Genomic DNA, 16,735 nt, shown 5'->3' on the forward strand with positions numbered 1-16,735 from the left:
TTTTAATATCATCTACATTTATTGCATTTAAAATGAAAAAATCTTTTTTTTATTTCTACAAACAACAAAGGAATCAAAGATAGCAATAAAATAATTACAAAATCCTTTGTTGTTAAAGAAATTAATTGAAATAAAACTCTTAAAAAAGGGACAAAAATTATGATTAATTGCAAAAACACACTAATGGCAAACGCTTTAATCAAAAAAGAATTTATTTTTAACTTAAAAACAGAAGTACAAAAACTTCTCAAATTCCATACATGAATCAATTGTGAAAATGCCAAAACCATAAAAGCAAAAGTTTGAGCATATCTTATTTTATCACTATCATGATTATGATAACCTATCAAAGAAGCCACAAAAGCCAAAAGACCAATTAAAAATCCTTCCAAAATAATTTTTTGATAAGTTTTTTTATTCAGTAAACTGACTTTAGGATTATAAGTTTTTGGCGACATAAAATTTTTTTCTTGTGGTTCTATCCCCAAAGCCATCGCTGGCAATGAATCAGTGACTAAATTAATCCAAAGAATTTGTAAAGCAGTCAAAATTTTAAAATCACACCCAAAAAAGAAAATTCCTAAAAAATTACCAAGCAAAATCAAAATAATTTCACCAACATTACAACTCAAAAGAAAACTAAACTTTTTTTAATATTATTAAAAATATTTCGTCCTTCTTCTAAAGCATTCGTAATGGTAGCAAAATTATCATCTGTTAAAATCATATCTGATGCCATTTTGCAAACATCAGTACCTGAAATTCCCATAGCAATTCCCACATTTGCTTGTTTAATGCTTAAAGCATCATTTATGCCATCTCCTGTCATTGCTGCCACAAAACCTTTTTTTTGCCAAGCTTGCACAATTTTTAATTTATGATGAGGATTAGTTCTTGCATAAACTTTAATTTGCAATAATTTTTTCAAAAATTCTTCCTCTGGCATTTGAGTTAATTCATCTCCTGTAATAGCTAAATCTTGAGGTTGGGATAAAATATTTAATTTTTTGGCAATCACAAAAGCAGTTTTTAAATGGTCCCCTGTAATCATAATCGGAGTGATGCGTGCCTGATTACATTTAAAAATAGCTTGCAAAACTTCTTTTCGAATGGGATCTTCCATCGCGACTGCCCCTAAAAAAATAAGATCTTGTTCAAAAATATTAGGATTTTTTTTAAGATTTGTTTCTAGTTCAATAGAAAAAGCACGATAAGCAACTCCCAAAACTCGCAAAGATTGCTCACTTAATTGACTAATTTGTTTTTCTAATGTGTTTGTTATTTTAGAATCTTTTTCAATTATTTGTTCTTGATATTGAACTTGACTACATTTTTGCAATAAAACTTCTGGAGCACCTTTAGTAATAGCATAAATAAGCCCGTCTTTATGATGAAAAGTGGTCATCAATTTCCTTTGGGAATCAAAGGCAATTTCTGCAAAGCGAGGATATTGCTTTTTGAGTGCAAAAGCATCATATTGATAAAACAAAGCTAAATTAATAAAGGCTTTTTCAGTAGGATCTGCAATAATTTCTAAGTTGTTTGAAGTTGTATCTTTGGTTATTTTTGTAACACTAATCAAAGCATCATTGCATAAAATACCAAATAAAAGTAACTTTTCCAAATTAAAGGGTTTTGGCGCATTAATATCTTCCACGCAAAAGGGAATTATTTTTTCCAAAGAATTACAAACTATAATTTTTTTAACAGTCATATTATTTTGAGTTAAAGTCCCTGTTTTATCAGTACAAATAACATTAACATCCCCCAAAGTTTCTAAGGTTTTTAAATTTTTAACAATAGCTTTTTTAAGAGCAAGTTTTTTCATCCCCAAAGCCAAAATTAAAGTCATAATAATTAATAAACTTTCAGGAATGGCAGCAACTGCAAGAGCAATGGCATCCAAAAAAGTATGTTTCAAAATGTGGGAACTAAAAGTTGAGTTATAAATGTTTTTGAAAATAGTCCATAAACCATTAAGGAAAATAATTATACCAATTGTCAAAGTTAACTTTTTAGTTAATTTGGCAATATTTTGTTCTAATGGTGTTTTTTCTTGTTGAGGTTGAGTAATGAACTGGGTAATTTTTCCAATTTCGGTTTGCATTCCTGAAGCACAAACCACTCCTTTGGCTCTTCCTTTTAAAATAACAGTATTCATAAAAGCCATGTTTTGATTAGTAAGAACTTCATTTTTGAAACAAACATAAGCACTTTTTAAAACAGCTTGCGATTCTCCTGTAAACAAAGATTCATCTACGTATAAATTAAATGTTTCTAAAAGTATCATATCGGCTGGAATAATATCGCCTGTTTCCAAAATAACAATATCTCCTATCACTAAATTTTGCATAGGAATTAAAAGATGTTTGCTATCTCTTATTACTTTGGCATTAAGGGAAGTTTTTTCCGAAACATTTGCTAAAGCTTTTTGAGATTGGGTTTCATAATAAATACTTAAAAAGGCGTTAAGAAGGACAATAATCAAAATAAAAAAACCTTCTAAAAGTTCTTCTTTGTTGCCTTGTAAAATACCAATTGCAAAATTAATTGTAGCTGCTAACAAAAGTACAATAACTAAAAAATCTTTAAATTGTTGTTGGAATTGATGCCAAAAAGTGGGTTTGGTAAGGGATTGGATTTGATTTTTGCCGTTAATTTGCAGTCTTTGCAAGGCTTCTTTGTCAGTAAGCCCTTTTGTGATTTTGGTTTGTAACAATGCTTGCAATTGTTCAGGGTTTTTTTGACTAAATGAATGTTTCATTAAAATTCCTTTATTTAATAATAAATACAAAAAAATGTTTTGTGCAAAGCAAAAAGTAAAAATTTTAATTTGTTTTGCATATATTATGAAGTTGGGTTTCACAAATAATAAAAAATAAGTAAAATGTTCAAATAAAATAAAAAACTAAACCGTTTTAGCAGTTTAGTTTCGTTTCTTTTTTGGGAACAAAAGTTATCAACCCCATAAATAAGGAAGATAATTTAATACGTAAAACAGTATAAAAAAGCGATAAAGACATTTGTGTAATAAGTTCTTTGAAACCTGTTTCTTTATAAAAATATCCAATAATAAAAACACCCAAAGCGCCAAAAATCATAATAATATAACCAAACATTTCCACTACAAAAGAAATATCTTTTTTCTTATAAACAGATAAATATTTAGCAACAATATCAAGTCCTCCAGTAGAAGCGCCGATTCTTACAGGAATGCCATTAAAAATACCTATTAAAATACCTGCAAAAAAAACTCTGGTAATATCACTTAAAAAATCACTTTCAGTTTTGAATATTCCAAAAAATCGTTCAGTATGAAATAAAAAACCTTGTTTAACTTGATTTTCAATAAAAAACACCGAAACAAAAAGAAGGACAGTTGCAAACGCAGTAGTAATGGTAAAATATTTACCTAAATAACGACGAGAAATAAAAAACAAAAAGAAAACATTAATGACAAAGTAAAAAGTACCAGCAATAACTATAATATTATGGGTTTCAATCTTTCCTGCTTTATGTAATAATTTACCTATTACATCACCTAAACCAATAACCCCAGTAGGAAAAAGATCGGTTTTATATCCGCCATCTCGGGTACAATCAAAAGCCCAAACAGAAACTAAAACATATATTATCAAGGATAAAGATAAAAGTAATATTTTTTTAAATTCTTGACCATATTGTTTTTTTTCTTTGTTGGAGGGAATTTTGCAATATTTTCTATGCCATTTTTCATAATACACCTATTTCTTTTGTTTCAATATATTTTGGCAACGTGTGCACAAAGGATTAAGGGGATTGTTGATAACTACGTTCCAACATCTTTTACAAGCATATCCAGAAGCCTTAGCAACTTTAACATCAAAAGTATCTTTTAATTGAAGTGTTACTTTAGAGACTATAAAAAGTTGATGTAATTGATCTTTAATTTGTAAAACATCCAAAGCATGCATTTCTTCTTGGGTTAATGATAACGTAATATGGGCTTGCAAAGAAGAATTAATAAGTCCACTTTGCCTTGCTTTTTCCAAATGTTGTAAAACATTTTTTCTTAATATTAAAAATTTATGATATTCTAATAAAAGATGAGAAGTTGGTCGTGTTTTGGGTTGTGGCATTTTTTCTAAATAAATATCTTTTTCAGCAGCAAAAGGAAAAAAGCCGTAAACTTCCGAAGTGGTGTGAGGAATGATTGGAGTTAAAACTTGTAAAAGCGATAACAACAAATCATAAATAGTTGATTGAATCATCTTTCTTTCTTTGTAATCTTCTTTTTCAATGTATAAAATATCTTTAGCAAAATCTAGATAAAAAGCACTAATTTTATTAGTAATGAAAGGGAATAGATGTCTTAACACACCTTCAAAATTATAAGTATCATAAGAATGTAATACGTTTTTTAACACTTCTTCAAAATCTAGCATCATTGCTTGATGGATAAAAGTTCTTTGTTCAAAGGCAATATAATTAGTATCTTTTTTAAAATTATCTAAATTGCCTAACATAAAACGGAAGGTATTTCTAATTTTACGATAAAGATCTTCTACTTGTTTTAAAATGGAAGAGTTAATGCGTACATCAAGATTATAATTAATGTTTGCAACCCATAAACGAATAATATCTGCTCCTTTTTGTTCAGCAACAGTTAATGGATCAATAACATTGCCCAAAGATTTAGACATTTTTTTGCCTTCTCCGTCAAAAACAAAACCATGAGTAATAACAGTTTTATAAGGGGCTTGATTTTGAGTGGCTACAGAAATAATTAAAGAAGAATTGAACCACCCACGATATTGATCAGATCCTTCGAAATAAACATCACTTTGTAAAACTTGATTACGTTTTTTCAAAACACTATAAGAAGTTCCTGAGTCAAACCAAACATCCATAATATCTAGTTCTTTTGTAAACAAATTTTTAGGACTTTGGGGATGGGTGTAGTTTTCAGGAAGTAGTTTTTTTACATCCCATTCATACCAAATATACATTCCGTGCTGTTCGAATAAATCAGCTACATGATTAATTAATTTTAAATCTAGAATGGGTTGTTGGGTTTCGGTGTAAAAAATAGGAATGGGAATCCCCCAAGTTCTTTGACGACTAATATTCCAATCCTCGCGATTAGTAATCATATTAGTCATTTTTAATCCCCCCCAACGTGGAATCCACTTAACTTTTTGGGCTTCTTCTAGCAAAAGAGATTTAATTTTTTTAATAGAGACAAACCATTGAGGAAGTGCAAGAGAAATAACTGGTTTTTTAGTACGCCAATCATGAGGATAAGAGTGCGAAATCACATCTGCTTTAAGCAAAGAATGGTTTTTTTCTAAATCAGAGATGATAGCTTCGTTAGCTTTAGTGTAAAATAGACCTTGATATTGGGAAACATCTGTCATCATACCTTTTTTATCAATGCTACAAACAACATCTAAATTATATTTTTGACCTACTAAAAAATCGTCCAAACCGTGTCCTGGAGCGATGTGGACTAGCCCCGTTCCTTCTTCATCCAAAACGTGTTGTGATAAAATAATTTTTCCGGGTTTGGAAGCAAGGTGATTGTGATAAGTTAAATGTTCTAAAGTTTTTCCTTCAAAAGTGGAAATAAATTTGATGTTTTCTGGGTTCCAAACAAAAACTTTTTGAAGAAAAGGAATGTTTTTAGTTCCTACCAAATAGCGTTTTTGTAAAACTTCAATTAATTGATATTCTTTTTCAGGATGAACCGCAATTGCTACATTGGCAGGCAAAGTCCAAGGGGTAGTTGTCCAAATCACCAAAGCCACATTATCAAAAATATCTAGTTTTTTCATATTAAAAGCAACATAAACAGAAGGAGATTGGTGATTGTGGTATTCTAATTCTGCTTCTGCTAAAGCAGATTCTAAAGTAGGTGACCAATGAATTGGCTTAAGGGCTTTAAAAATTAAACCTTTGGCAACCATTTTTCCAAAAATTCTTACCTGATCAGCAACAAAAGTTTTATCCAACGTTAAATAAGGATTTTGCCAATCTCCTAAAATCCCTAATCTTTGAAATTGCTTTTTTTGATTATTAACATTTTCCAAGGCAAATTCTTGGCATTTATCTAGGAAAGATTTTCTAGTAAAAGCTTTTTTGGAAGTTTTTTTAAGAACTGCTGCCTCAATTGGCAAACCATGAGTATCCCAACCAGGAATAAAAGGAGTGTAAAAACCTTGCATACTCCGAAAACGAATAATAAAATCTTTTAAAATTTTGTTTAAGGCGTGTCCCATATGAATATTGCCATTAGCATAAGGAGGTCCATCGTGCAAAATAAAAGAGGCATTATCTTGATTTTGTTGTAATTTTTTTTGATATAAGTCAAGTGTTTGCCAATTTTTTTGAATGTTGATTTCGTTTTTGCCTAAATTTCCTTTCATAGGGAAATCGGTTTTTGGCATCAAAAGAGTTGTTTTATAATTTATTGTCATATCTTTTTTATCTCCTTATTTTTGGGTTGTTAAATTGCTTTATTTGTTATTCGGAATTAAAGTTTAAAATTAAATGAAAAAATGAAAATTAAATATTAAATCTAAAAGTAATAATATCACCATCTTTAACTATGTATTCTTTACCCTCAATGCGAACTTTACCTTTTCTTTACTTTTTTGAAAAGTTTTGGTTTCTAATAAATCAAAGTAAGAAACAACTTCAGCTTTAATAAAACCTTTTTGTAAATCGGTGTGAATAATGCGAGCACATTCAGGAGCTTTAAGACCTTTTTTAAAAGACCAAGCGCGAACTTCTTTAGGTCCTGCAGTAAAATAAGTTTGGAGATCTAAAAGATCATAACTTTCTTGAATTAATTTAGTAAGTCCTGATTCCAAAAGACCATAGTCCTTTAAAAAAAGTTGCTTTTCTGCAAAATCTAAAGACGATATTTCTTTTTCTAATTGCACACACAAAGGAATTACTTTTTTGGATTCTTTAGTAGCATAAGCTAAAACTTGTTGGTAAAAAACGTTGGAATCCAAAGATAATAAATCATGTTCTTTGATGTTAGCTAAATAAAGGGAAGGTTTTAAATATAACAAATTAAAGGTTTTGACAAGCTTTAATTCTTCATCCGAAAAAACCAATTTTTTTAAATCTTGGGTAGTTAAGTGGGTTTTGATTTTGGTTATTAACGCTTTTTCTTGCAATAATTCTTTGTTAAGTTTATTTTTTGTTTTCCTAGTTTAAGTAATCGTTTTTCAATTTGTTCTAAATCTGCTAAAGCTAGTTCTGTTTGAATAATATCAATTTCTTCTACAGGATTATTTGTCTCTTTCACATGAGCAATATTTGGGTCTTCAAAACATTTAACCACATGACAAATAGCATCTACATTGCGAATATGACTTAAAAATTGATTGCCAAGACCTTCACCTTTGGAAGCTCCTGACACCAAACCTGCAATATCTTTGAATTCTATAAAAGCAGAAATAGTTTTTTGAGATTGAAAAATTTGAGATAAAGTTTGGAGACGCGAATCTGACACTTCTACAATGCCAACATTAGGTTCGATAGTGGCAAAAGGATAATTAGCTTCTAAAACTTGCATTTTAGTTAAAGCATTAAACAAAGTAGATTTGCCCACATTTGGCAAACCAATAATTCCGACTTTCATTTTTGAGTTTCCTTATAGTATTTTATTTTGTAAAAATAGGGAGTAGTTTTTTGTTGAGGGGCAAAATATGGTTATAAAATTGTGTAAAAAATAGATAAAATATAATCTTGTAGCAATTCTTAAATTGAGTTCTGAAATGATGATATAAAAAATGTTGAAAAAAATAACTAATATTTGGGTTGGTTTTTTATTTCTTCGCAAAAGATCACATAATTTTGATATCGAGAGGGAAGTATTTGGCCGTTTTCTAAGGCTTTTTTGACGCCGCATTTTTCTTCTTGTAAATGGAAACAACTTTCACCAAAAAAACAATCACAAACATGTTCTAAAAAATCAGGATAAAAATTCTTTAAAGTCCTAGGGGAAAAAGTAGTTAAGTCTAACTTAGAAAAACCAGGAGTATCAACTATAAATCCCCCATTAAAATCGTATAATTGTGCGTTTTTAGTGGTATGTTTGCCTCTGCCAAGACTTTCAGAAATTTCTTGTGTTTTGAGTTGGGCATCTGGAATTAAGACTTTTAGTAAAGTGGATTTCCCTACTCCGGTTTGTCCTGCCAAAACTGTAATTTGATTAGCAAAAATGTGTTTAAGGGCATCTATTCCTATTTTTTGTTTGGAGTTGATATAATAAAAGTGTTGAAATTTTTGGTAATAAGATAATTGTTGTTGCATTGTTTTAAAGTTTTCGGGTTCTAACAAATCTATTTTAGAAAAAACCAAAACTACATCTAATTTTTGTTGTTCTAAAATTAATAAAAACTTATCTAATAAAAGAAATTGAAAATTGGGCTTTACTAAGGAAAAAACTAGCAATACCTGGTCAATATTAGCAACATTAGGTCTTTTTAATTCATTTTTACGAGGCAAAATAGATTGAATTAAATAAGTATCACAAGAAAGTTCATAAAGCACAATATCACCTACTTTAATAATAAAGTCAGAGGCAGAACTATTTTCTTTTTGGGTAGTTTTGATAACAAGGGTTTTTAATTTGCCTCTTTTTTTAGCTTCCAAAATGATTTGAGTTTCTAAATCTTTAATATAATAAACTCCAGCCAAAAATCTTAATACTAAAGCTTTTTCCAAATAATAACTCCTTTTTTATATTGTGAAATCTTTTTAATTATTTTTTTTCTTATTTTGTATAAATTACTTTTTAAAAATTTTTAAATTGTCTACGTGTGAGATGAAAAATATGCTAGATAATAATTTATTATAATTTGAGCAACTTTTTTATAGTTAATTAAAAAAATCATTAATTATTTTTATTATAACATATAAAAAAACAATAATTACATATAAAGATAAAATGGATTTAAATAAGCAAAACCAGAGTTTATTTGCTAATTTTTTTTATGGATGCGAATTTTACAAATAGAATGTTTATAACAAAAAAATAAAAAATGTGCTGACGTTTTCTGGCAAAAATTGTTACATAAAAAAGAAAAGACTCCTTATTATTAAGGAGTCTTTTGTTAATTTTTTATTAATATTTTGTCAATATAATTAGGCAATGGTAAAATTGTAAGATTACAAAATAGTTATTTTTATGGTTGAAAATAGGGATGTCGTTTTTTTATTTATTAAACTTACTTAATAAAGCCAAAACTTGTTGTTTAATTTGGGATAAATAAGACTCATCGTCCAAGTGATTGATAGCTTTGTCCATCAAATCTGCAACTGCAACAAAATCATTTTCTCTAAACCCTACTGTTGTCATAGCAGGTGTGCCAATTCTAATACCACTTGTTACAAAAGGTTTTTCTTGATCAAAAGGAATAGTATTTTTATTGACAACAATATTTATTTTTTCTAACATGTTTGCGATTTTGGCTCCTGTAAACTCAGTATTTTTATGTTTAACATCAATTAGAAATAAATGATTGTCAGTGCTTCCACTTACAATGCGATAACCTTTTTGTTGGAAGGCTTTAGCAAAGGTGTTTGCATTTTTGATAACTTGCTTTTGATATTCTTTAAATGAAGGCATCATAGCTTCTTGAAAAGCAACAGCTTTAGCAGCAATAGTATGAATGCAAGGTCCTCCTTGAATACCAGGAAAAATGCCACGATTAATTTTTTTAAATAATTCTTCTTTATTAGTTAAAATCAAACCTCCACGCGGTCCTCTCAGCGTTTTGTGCATAGTAGAAGTAACAACATCGGCATTAGCTTCAAAGGGACAAGGATGAAGACCACAAGCAACTAAACCTGCAATATGGGCAATATCTGCTATTAAATATGCATTTACTTCATCAGCAATTTGACGAAACTTTTTAAAATTAATAGTTTTAGAATAAGCTGAATATCCTGCAATAATTAATTTAGGTTTAACTGCTAAGGCAACTTTACGAATTTCATCATAATCAAGCATTTCAGTTTGGGGATTGACATTATAAAAATGAGCTTCGTAAAATCCACCAGAAAAACTTAATTTATGACCGTGAGTAAGATGTCCTCCATCCATTAAAGATAATCCTAAAATTTTATCACCAGGTTTTAATAAAGCTTGAAATACTCCCATATTTGCTTGTGAGCCTGAATGAGGTTGGACATTTGCATATTTAGCACCAAACAACTTGGTTGCTCTTTGAATGGCGATTTTTTCTATTTGATCTACATTTTTACAACCATTATAATATCTAGCTTGAGGATAGCCTTCTGCATATTTGTTGGTCAAAATACTTCCTTGGGCGTCTAATACTGCTTGAGAAACAAAATTTTCAGAAGCAATTAATAAGATATTTTCTTTTTGTCTAGCTTTTTCTTGTTCAATAAGATCAAAGATTTCTTGATCTTGGTCTTTTAATCCTAACTTTTGATTCATTTTTGGGCACAACCTTTTTCTTTTTGTATTTTTGGGCATTTAATATAATTATTGGAAAAACAAAAGTATTTATAAAATCATTTACAAATTTATTTGATAAACAATAGAGCAAAAATAGTACTTATGGTTATAAAATCAATTATTTTCAAACGATAAGTAATCATTTTAGTGCGAGCAGCTCCCAAAACATAACCTCTTACTTCCATAGCGTTGGAAAGCACCAAAGATCTTTTAAAAACCAACACAAAAATAGGAACCAACAAGGCTAAAAGATGATTAATTCTTTTAAAAATATTTTTTTTGTGCAAATCCATGCCTCTTGCTGTCTGAGCTTTTAAAATTTTATTGGTTTCTTGCAATAAAAAAGAATTAGCCATAAAAATTAAAGAAAGCATCAAAGTAAAAGTTTCAGTAGAAATTTTGAGTTTTTTTAAAGGAGATAAAATAATATCTAGACCATCTTGAATTTCAATAAAAGAAGTTATTTTATTGAATAAAAAAAACAACATAACAATTAAAAACAATCTTGTCATAATAAAACAAATTCTTAGAAAAGAAGTCGTTTGCAATATATATTTTTTAGGTTCGCATCCCAAAATATTTTGTATATTAGAAGGAAAATATGAAGGAATAACAAAGACACAAAAAAATAAAAATAACAAATAAGATAATTTAAAAGGGGTATATTTTTTAGTGAAATTATACAATAAAATACATATTACAAACAACCAAAAAGAATTGATGGTATAACTTAAAATAGGGATGGAAGCTTGCATAAAAGCATCACAAGAAACGGTTTCCAAAGGAACTAAATTTATTAACAAAGAAATAACAAAAACAAATCTTAAATGTTTAATTCTTTGCCAAAAATAACTCCAAGTTACTCCAAAAAAGAAACAAAGGCTCATTAAAGCTAACATAAAAAAAAGATAAAATAAAGTAATGTATTTGGGATTTGCAAAAATAAAAGCTTGCTTTTGGGCGATATGATCAACATTAATAGGCAGTTTTAAAATAAAAACTAACAACAGCATAAAAGCAAGAATTTTGATAGAAGGATGGAGTTGGTACAAAAAACAACGCGATAAAGGGGCGCGGGATAAATTATTATTTGTAAAATCATTATTTTTCATCAATAATACCTTTTAGCAATAAAATTCTTTTAAATATTGAGCAAGGGTGATAAAACAATAGTGTGCTTTAAAAGGAATTCCTAAAGTTTGATTTAAATGTTTTAAAATTTTAAAAGTATCAGGAATATCTAAGTTAAATTGCTCAAAGTGGGAGTGTTCAAAAAAATTTTCTTTTGTACCATCAAAAAGCAATTTTCCTTGAGACAAAACCAAAACACGTTTTGCATATTGGGCAACCAAATTCATATCATGAGTAATAATGATAATGGTTTTGTGAAATGTTTGATGCAAAATTTGTAAAAATTCCATAATATCAGAACTACTTTCCAAATCAAGACCACGTGTAGGTTCATCAAGGATTAAAATATCAGGCTGCATGGCTAAAATACCTGCAATAGCTACTTTTCTTTGTTGCCCATCGCTAATTTGAAAGGGAGATTTTTGATGTAAAGCAGGAGGAATGTTGATTTGTTCTAAAGTTTTGAGAGCTTGTTTTTGGGCTTGTTGTTTGTTATTTAAAAAAACTTCAGCTCCAAACATTACATCTTTTAAAACAGTTGTTTCAAATAATTGATATTCAGGGAATTGGAAAACTAAGCCTAATTTTTGGCGCAAAGGAACTAATAGCTCTTTTTTGGTTTTAGAAGTTATGGTAGTGCCGTAAGCTGTTACTTTTCCTATATTTGTGGTAAGCAAAGCATTCATTAATTGCACTAAAGTCGATTTGCCTGAGCCGGTTTTCCCCACTAAAGCAATAAATTCATTTTGAGAATTAATTTTTAAATTAATATCAGATAAAGCGGCAGCTTTTGTTTGGGTGGGCTGGATTTTTTTATTATAATAAAAGCTTACTTTTTCAAATTGTATTGCCATAAAATATCCTTTAAATTTTCTAACATTTGATTATTTTTAATTTTTTTGGTGGTGCTGTCTTTTAAAATTTCATAGTAAAGCTGCAATGATAAAGGGGGGGTTAATTTATATTGTTGCAAAAATAAAGGGTCTTGCAAAAGGTTTTTAGGTGGTCTTTGGGTAATTAATTTTCCTTGATAAAGAACAATAATTTCATCACTTTTAGAGGCAAAATCTAAATCATGAGTAATGGTAATCAAAATTTTATTTTTAATGGTTTGAATAATTTTTTGCACTTCCAAAGCACCTTGAGGATCTAAAAAAGAAGTTGCTTCATCAAAGATAATAATTTCAGGTTCCATAGCTAAAATGGAGGCAATTGTTACACGTTGTTTTTGTCCTCCTGAAAGTTGATTCACGTTTTTATCTAATAAATCATCTATTTTTACCATTTTTGCATATTTCAAAACTTTGGCTATAATTTCTTCTCTACAAACATTATAATTTTCCAATCCAAACGCAATATCTTCTCTTACAGTAAGTCCTGTAAACTGATAATCAGGATTTTGGAAAACAATACCTATTTTAGGTCGCAAAATAGGCAAATTTTTTTCATTTAAAACGATATTGTCAATTACAATTTGTCCTTTGTTAAAAGCCAGCAGTCCTAATAAAATTTTGGCTAAAGTAGATTTTCCCGAGCCATTATGACCAACAATAGAAACCCAAGAATTATTTTGAATGGTTAAATTAATATCTTTGAGAATAGGATTGCAACCATAATAAAAAGTTAAATTTTGAATAGATATCATAACTTTAAATTTTTTCTTTCTTTGTTTGAATGTTTGATAGTTGTGAAGGGGCATTTTTGAAATAGTTGATTTATTTTGAGTAGTTATAAATTTGAAAAAAAGAAAACCACTTTTGCAACGAATCGTAAATCACAATATAAAATAAAAAATAAGATTGAGTTTTTATGAAAAGGTGGAAAAATTTTTATAAAATGGAGTAATTAAATTTAGTATCATCAATTTTTTGCAAATAACAAGTTACAAAAGAAACGATGTTTTTTAAATGATTGGGTTCAAAAGGATTAGTAAGTCCTGTAGTTTTTAAAAGGTTTAAAAAAGTTTGTGAACCGCCTAATTGACATAATTTTAAGTACTTTTGCCAAGTATGGGAATAATCTTGTTGACTTAAAAGCCAAATTTCTAAAGCACAAATTTGGGCTAAAGTATAGTCAATGTAGTAGAAAGGAGTAGAAAAAATGTGGCTTTGGCGAAACCAAAAAGTACCTTTTTCTAAAAAAGGGTCGCCTTCATAAGTTTCTAACAACAAATATTCTTTTTCCAAATTTCGCCAACATTCTTTTCTTTGGGCGACAGTCATTTGAGGATTTTGATAAACTTCATGTTGAAAATGATCCACTAAAGCACCATAAAGTAAAAAATTAAGGGATTGATATAAATGTAGAAATTGATATTTGTCTACATCTTGAGCAAAAAAATCTTTTACCCACGGATAAGCTAAAAATTCCATTCCCATAGAACTAATTTCAGCTGCTTCTAAAGTAGGCCAACGATATTCAGGAATTAAATGACGGCTTTGATAAACTTGGAAGGCATGCCCTATTTCATGAGTCAAAACTTCTACATCATGGCTTGTGCCATTAAAATTAGCAAAAACAAAAGGAGCGTTATATTTAGGAAGATAAGTGCAGTATCCACCGCCTGTTTTGTTGGGTTTACTATCTAGATCTAATAAGTTTTTTTCTAAGAGAAAATCAAAAAATATTTTGGTTTGGAGAGACATTGCATGATACATTTTTTGTGTTTGGGATAATTGAAAAACAACTCCTCCTTGAGGTTTGGGATTGCCACTTACAAAATTAAAACTTTTGTCATAGCTTTCCAATTTAGCAATGCCTAAATGTTTGGATTTACGTTTTTGAGTCATGGTATAAAACGGCAAAACATGTTTTAAAATGTTGGTACGATAATCTGCAATTTGGTTAGCATCGTAATCAGTTCGTCCTAAAAGATCATAACCTAAGGCAACAAAGTTGGAATATCCCAATATTTGAGCCATCTTAGTACGCGTTTTCACTAAATGGTCATAAATAAGATCGTATTCTTTTTCGTTTTTAGCAAAAAAATGCGAAACAGCTAATTGGGCGTTTTTTCTAGTTTGCCTTTGGGATGATTCCAAAAAAGGAGACATTTGACTTAAATTATAAATTTTACCTTCAAAAGAAACAGAAAAATCAGAAATTAATTTTTGATATTTGGTTGTTAAAGCATTTTCTTCTTTTAAATAAGGAATAATTTTGGGGTCAAATGTTTTTAAAAATAGTTTGGTTTGATCAAATAACAAGGAACCAAATTCTTGAACTAAGGCGTCATAATATTTACTTTTTATCATAGTTTGACTAAATTGATGTTGCAATTCGGTTATCAAAGGAGCATTTTGGTCACAAAAATGTTTTTCTTCTTGATAAAAAGTATCTTTTACATCTAGGCTATGCCTAATTTCTGCCAAAGTAAACATGGAATTGATGTCGTCCATTAATGAATTAAGACGGTTAATAATTTTAATTTGTTCTGGTAAGGAAACATCCAAAAAAGACTCTATCATATACAAAATAGTTTGTTTGGTTTGATTAATATCAACTCTTTGATATTCAAAATCTTGAAATTTCACTTTGGTTTAATCCTATTTTTTAATTTTTATTTATTTTGATTTGAAAAAAATTTTATTGTCGAATAACTATATTTTAATTATAAATTAATAAATTTGATTATTTCTTATCGAATTCATAAGTATCCGCTAAAAATTGCAATCTTTTAAACAGCTCCTTTAAAAGGATAACTACAAAAAAGGAAGTCACAAACACTAATGATAATCTAATAAACAAATCTACTTTGAGCATTTCAATCAAAATTGTTTTCATTGGAGTTTTAACTTGCCAAGTTGTTTTTTTAAAAAGATCTATTTTTAAACGATATTTTAATACATTAAACCAATTACATACTTGATACAATCCAGAAACAAGGGTAATTACTAAATAAAATTTTAAAAAATAGTCTTTTTTTTGCAACAATAAACCAGTCAACAAAGCAAAGCAAATAACACAAGAAAGATTGGCAAAAGGTTCAAATCCAAAACTTTGAGTTTTGGGCATTAAATAAAAACCGATAGCCTCTGCCAAAGAAGCCCCAATGCAAGAAAGATACCAAGGAACATAAAAAGACATTACAATTAAAGGCAAAAAGCGCACATATACAAGAAAATCCGTATGGATTCTAAAAATCTTTAACCCTGGTATAGTTGTAAAAGTAGTTGTTTGATTACCAAATGTATAAAAAACTTTAGTTAAAATAATTGATAAAGAAGTTAGATAAGAAGTGAGGATGATTTGTCTTAAAAGTTTTTGATTGCGATTAAAATTATTATTCATAGTTTTTCTCTTTTCTTTGTGTATGTAATTTTATTATTTATATTAATAAAATGTTCTTTGACAACATTGATAAAAAAAAGAGGGGGCTAAAATTATCTATAATAGTTAAGGTAGGTTTTAATTCTAGGATTTAAGAAAAACAAAAAAATAAAAATAAAGGAAAAAGTATTAAAAACAGGGATTAAATTATAACACAAACACCAAATAATAGGGTTGTAGTTTAATGGAGCTAAAAAGGGGAAATAATTTTGTTTATTTGTAATAAGGGGCAACCAAATAAAATAAGAAGCTAAACATTTAAAAGCAAAAACAAAGGTAAAGACTATTAATAAATTAAGTAAAATTCTTTTATAATTATCAAAATATTTTAAATTAGGGGTGTAAAAAACAAAAGAAAGACTATAAGATAAATCAACTAAAAGATAATCTAAAAGCAAAACTGCAATTTGTTGTAAGGGAGGCATTTTTTGGTCTTGCATATAAGCTAAAATGTTGTTTGATTCACTTAAAAAAATAGCTTTAAATAGGTGAAACAAAGCATAAAGAGAACAAAAAAGAAAGCTATGTTTTTTTCCCAATAAAAAACCAATTAAAATTAAGGGAAGGAGAGAAACTTTAATAAAAGAACCTATATTTGCTCCCATTTTGGCAATACCTAACTTATCATAGGCAAATTCTAACACAATTGTTAATCCTAACAAAGTAGAAGCAATAATGTGTTTTTGCAAGGGAGAAAAGAAAACTTTTGTTGCTTTGTTATTGGTTTTTAGCATATGAGATTAATTTCTTTCTAAAAAAATATCAAAATTACTTTTCATCAAGTAAAGTAAT

14 protein-coding genes are annotated in these 16,735 nt (G+C 28.6%); all 14 read right to left on the reverse strand.

Translation table 11 applies throughout. The annotated features are described in order from the left end of the window. Positions 1-8: 8 nt before the first annotated feature. The 14 genes from BBA70_RS02825 to BBA70_RS02885 all read right to left on the reverse strand — a co-directional run bounded on the left by BBA70_RS02825 (position 9) and on the right by BBA70_RS02885 (position 16,677). Entirely contained in the window at positions 9-632 is a 624-nt protein-coding gene (locus BBA70_RS02825) for a cation transporting ATPase C-terminal domain-containing protein (protein ID WP_252861620.1), read from the reverse strand. Beyond that, a complete protein-coding gene (locus tag BBA70_RS02830; RefSeq protein WP_252861621.1) occupies positions 629-2,764 on the reverse strand; it encodes a cation-translocating P-type ATPase in 2,136 nt (711 codons plus the stop codon). Before BBA70_RS02830 ends, BBA70_RS02825 begins: the two co-directional genes overlap by 4 nt. 154 nt (positions 2,765-2,918) lie before the next feature. Further along, positions 2,919-3,743: a YitT family protein gene (locus BBA70_RS02835; RefSeq protein WP_252861622.1), complete on the reverse strand. Its 825-nt coding sequence runs from the start codon at positions 3,741-3,743 to the stop codon at positions 2,919-2,921. Beyond that, the gene (gene ileS / locus BBA70_RS02840; RefSeq protein ID WP_011412814.1) at positions 3,744-6,455 is read right to left on the reverse strand and encodes an isoleucine--tRNA ligase; all 2,712 of its coding nucleotides are present in this window, start codon (positions 6,453-6,455) and stop codon (positions 3,744-3,746) included. Positions 6,456-6,584: 129 nt separating this feature from the next. Continuing rightward, entirely contained in the window at positions 6,585-7,166 is a 582-nt protein-coding gene (locus tag BBA70_RS03995) for a DUF933 domain-containing protein (RefSeq protein ID WP_425312276.1), read from the reverse strand. Then, positions 7,148-7,633: a GTPase gene (locus BBA70_RS04000; RefSeq protein WP_425312277.1), complete on the reverse strand. Its 486-nt coding sequence runs from the start codon at positions 7,631-7,633 to the stop codon at positions 7,148-7,150. Before BBA70_RS04000 ends, BBA70_RS03995 begins: the two co-directional genes overlap by 19 nt. Before the next feature lie 167 nt (positions 7,634-7,800). Further along, positions 7,801-8,721, reverse strand: a complete 921-nt coding sequence (gene rsgA / locus BBA70_RS02850) for a ribosome small subunit-dependent GTPase A (protein ID WP_011412816.1) — start codon at positions 8,719-8,721, stop codon at positions 7,801-7,803. A gap of 490 nt (positions 8,722-9,211) precedes the next feature. Next, on the reverse strand, positions 9,212-10,462 hold the full coding sequence (glyA, locus tag BBA70_RS02855) for a serine hydroxymethyltransferase (RefSeq protein WP_041639897.1): 1,251 nt from the start codon (positions 10,460-10,462) through the stop codon (positions 9,212-9,214). Between the two features lie 89 nt (positions 10,463-10,551). After that, entirely contained in the window at positions 10,552-11,595 is a 1,044-nt protein-coding gene (locus BBA70_RS02860; RefSeq protein ID WP_083755013.1) for an energy-coupling factor transporter transmembrane component T, read from the reverse strand. A gap of 12 nt (positions 11,596-11,607) precedes the next feature. Beyond that, positions 11,608-12,468, reverse strand: a complete 861-nt coding sequence (locus tag BBA70_RS02865; RefSeq protein WP_011412819.1) for an ATP-binding cassette domain-containing protein — start codon at positions 12,466-12,468, stop codon at positions 11,608-11,610. Then, positions 12,444-13,259 carry an ATP-binding cassette domain-containing protein gene (locus tag BBA70_RS02870; RefSeq protein WP_041639900.1) on the reverse strand — a complete coding sequence of 272 codons (816 nt, stop codon included), beginning with the start codon at positions 13,257-13,259 and terminating at the stop codon, positions 12,444-12,446. The genes BBA70_RS02865 and BBA70_RS02870 overlap by 25 nt, the downstream gene beginning before the upstream one ends. A 184-nt stretch (positions 13,260-13,443) precedes the next feature. Beyond that, positions 13,444-15,147 carry a M3 family oligoendopeptidase gene (locus tag BBA70_RS02875; RefSeq protein ID WP_011412821.1) on the reverse strand — a complete coding sequence of 568 codons (1,704 nt, stop codon included), beginning with the start codon at positions 15,145-15,147 and terminating at the stop codon, positions 13,444-13,446. Between the two features lie 97 nt (positions 15,148-15,244). Further along, positions 15,245-15,904 (reverse strand): hypothetical protein, encoded by a 660-nt coding sequence (locus tag BBA70_RS02880; RefSeq protein ID WP_011412822.1) that lies wholly within the window; start codon positions 15,902-15,904, stop codon positions 15,245-15,247. Between the two features lie 92 nt (positions 15,905-15,996). Beyond that, on the reverse strand, positions 15,997-16,677 hold the full coding sequence (locus BBA70_RS02885) for a hypothetical protein (RefSeq protein ID WP_011412823.1): 681 nt from the start codon (positions 16,675-16,677) through the stop codon (positions 15,997-15,999). Between the last annotated feature and the right edge of the window lie 58 nt (positions 16,678-16,735).

Source organism: New Jersey aster yellows phytoplasma (assembly GCF_002554195.1).
GTDB lineage: Bacteria > Bacillota_I > Bacilli_A > Acholeplasmatales > Acholeplasmataceae > Phytoplasma.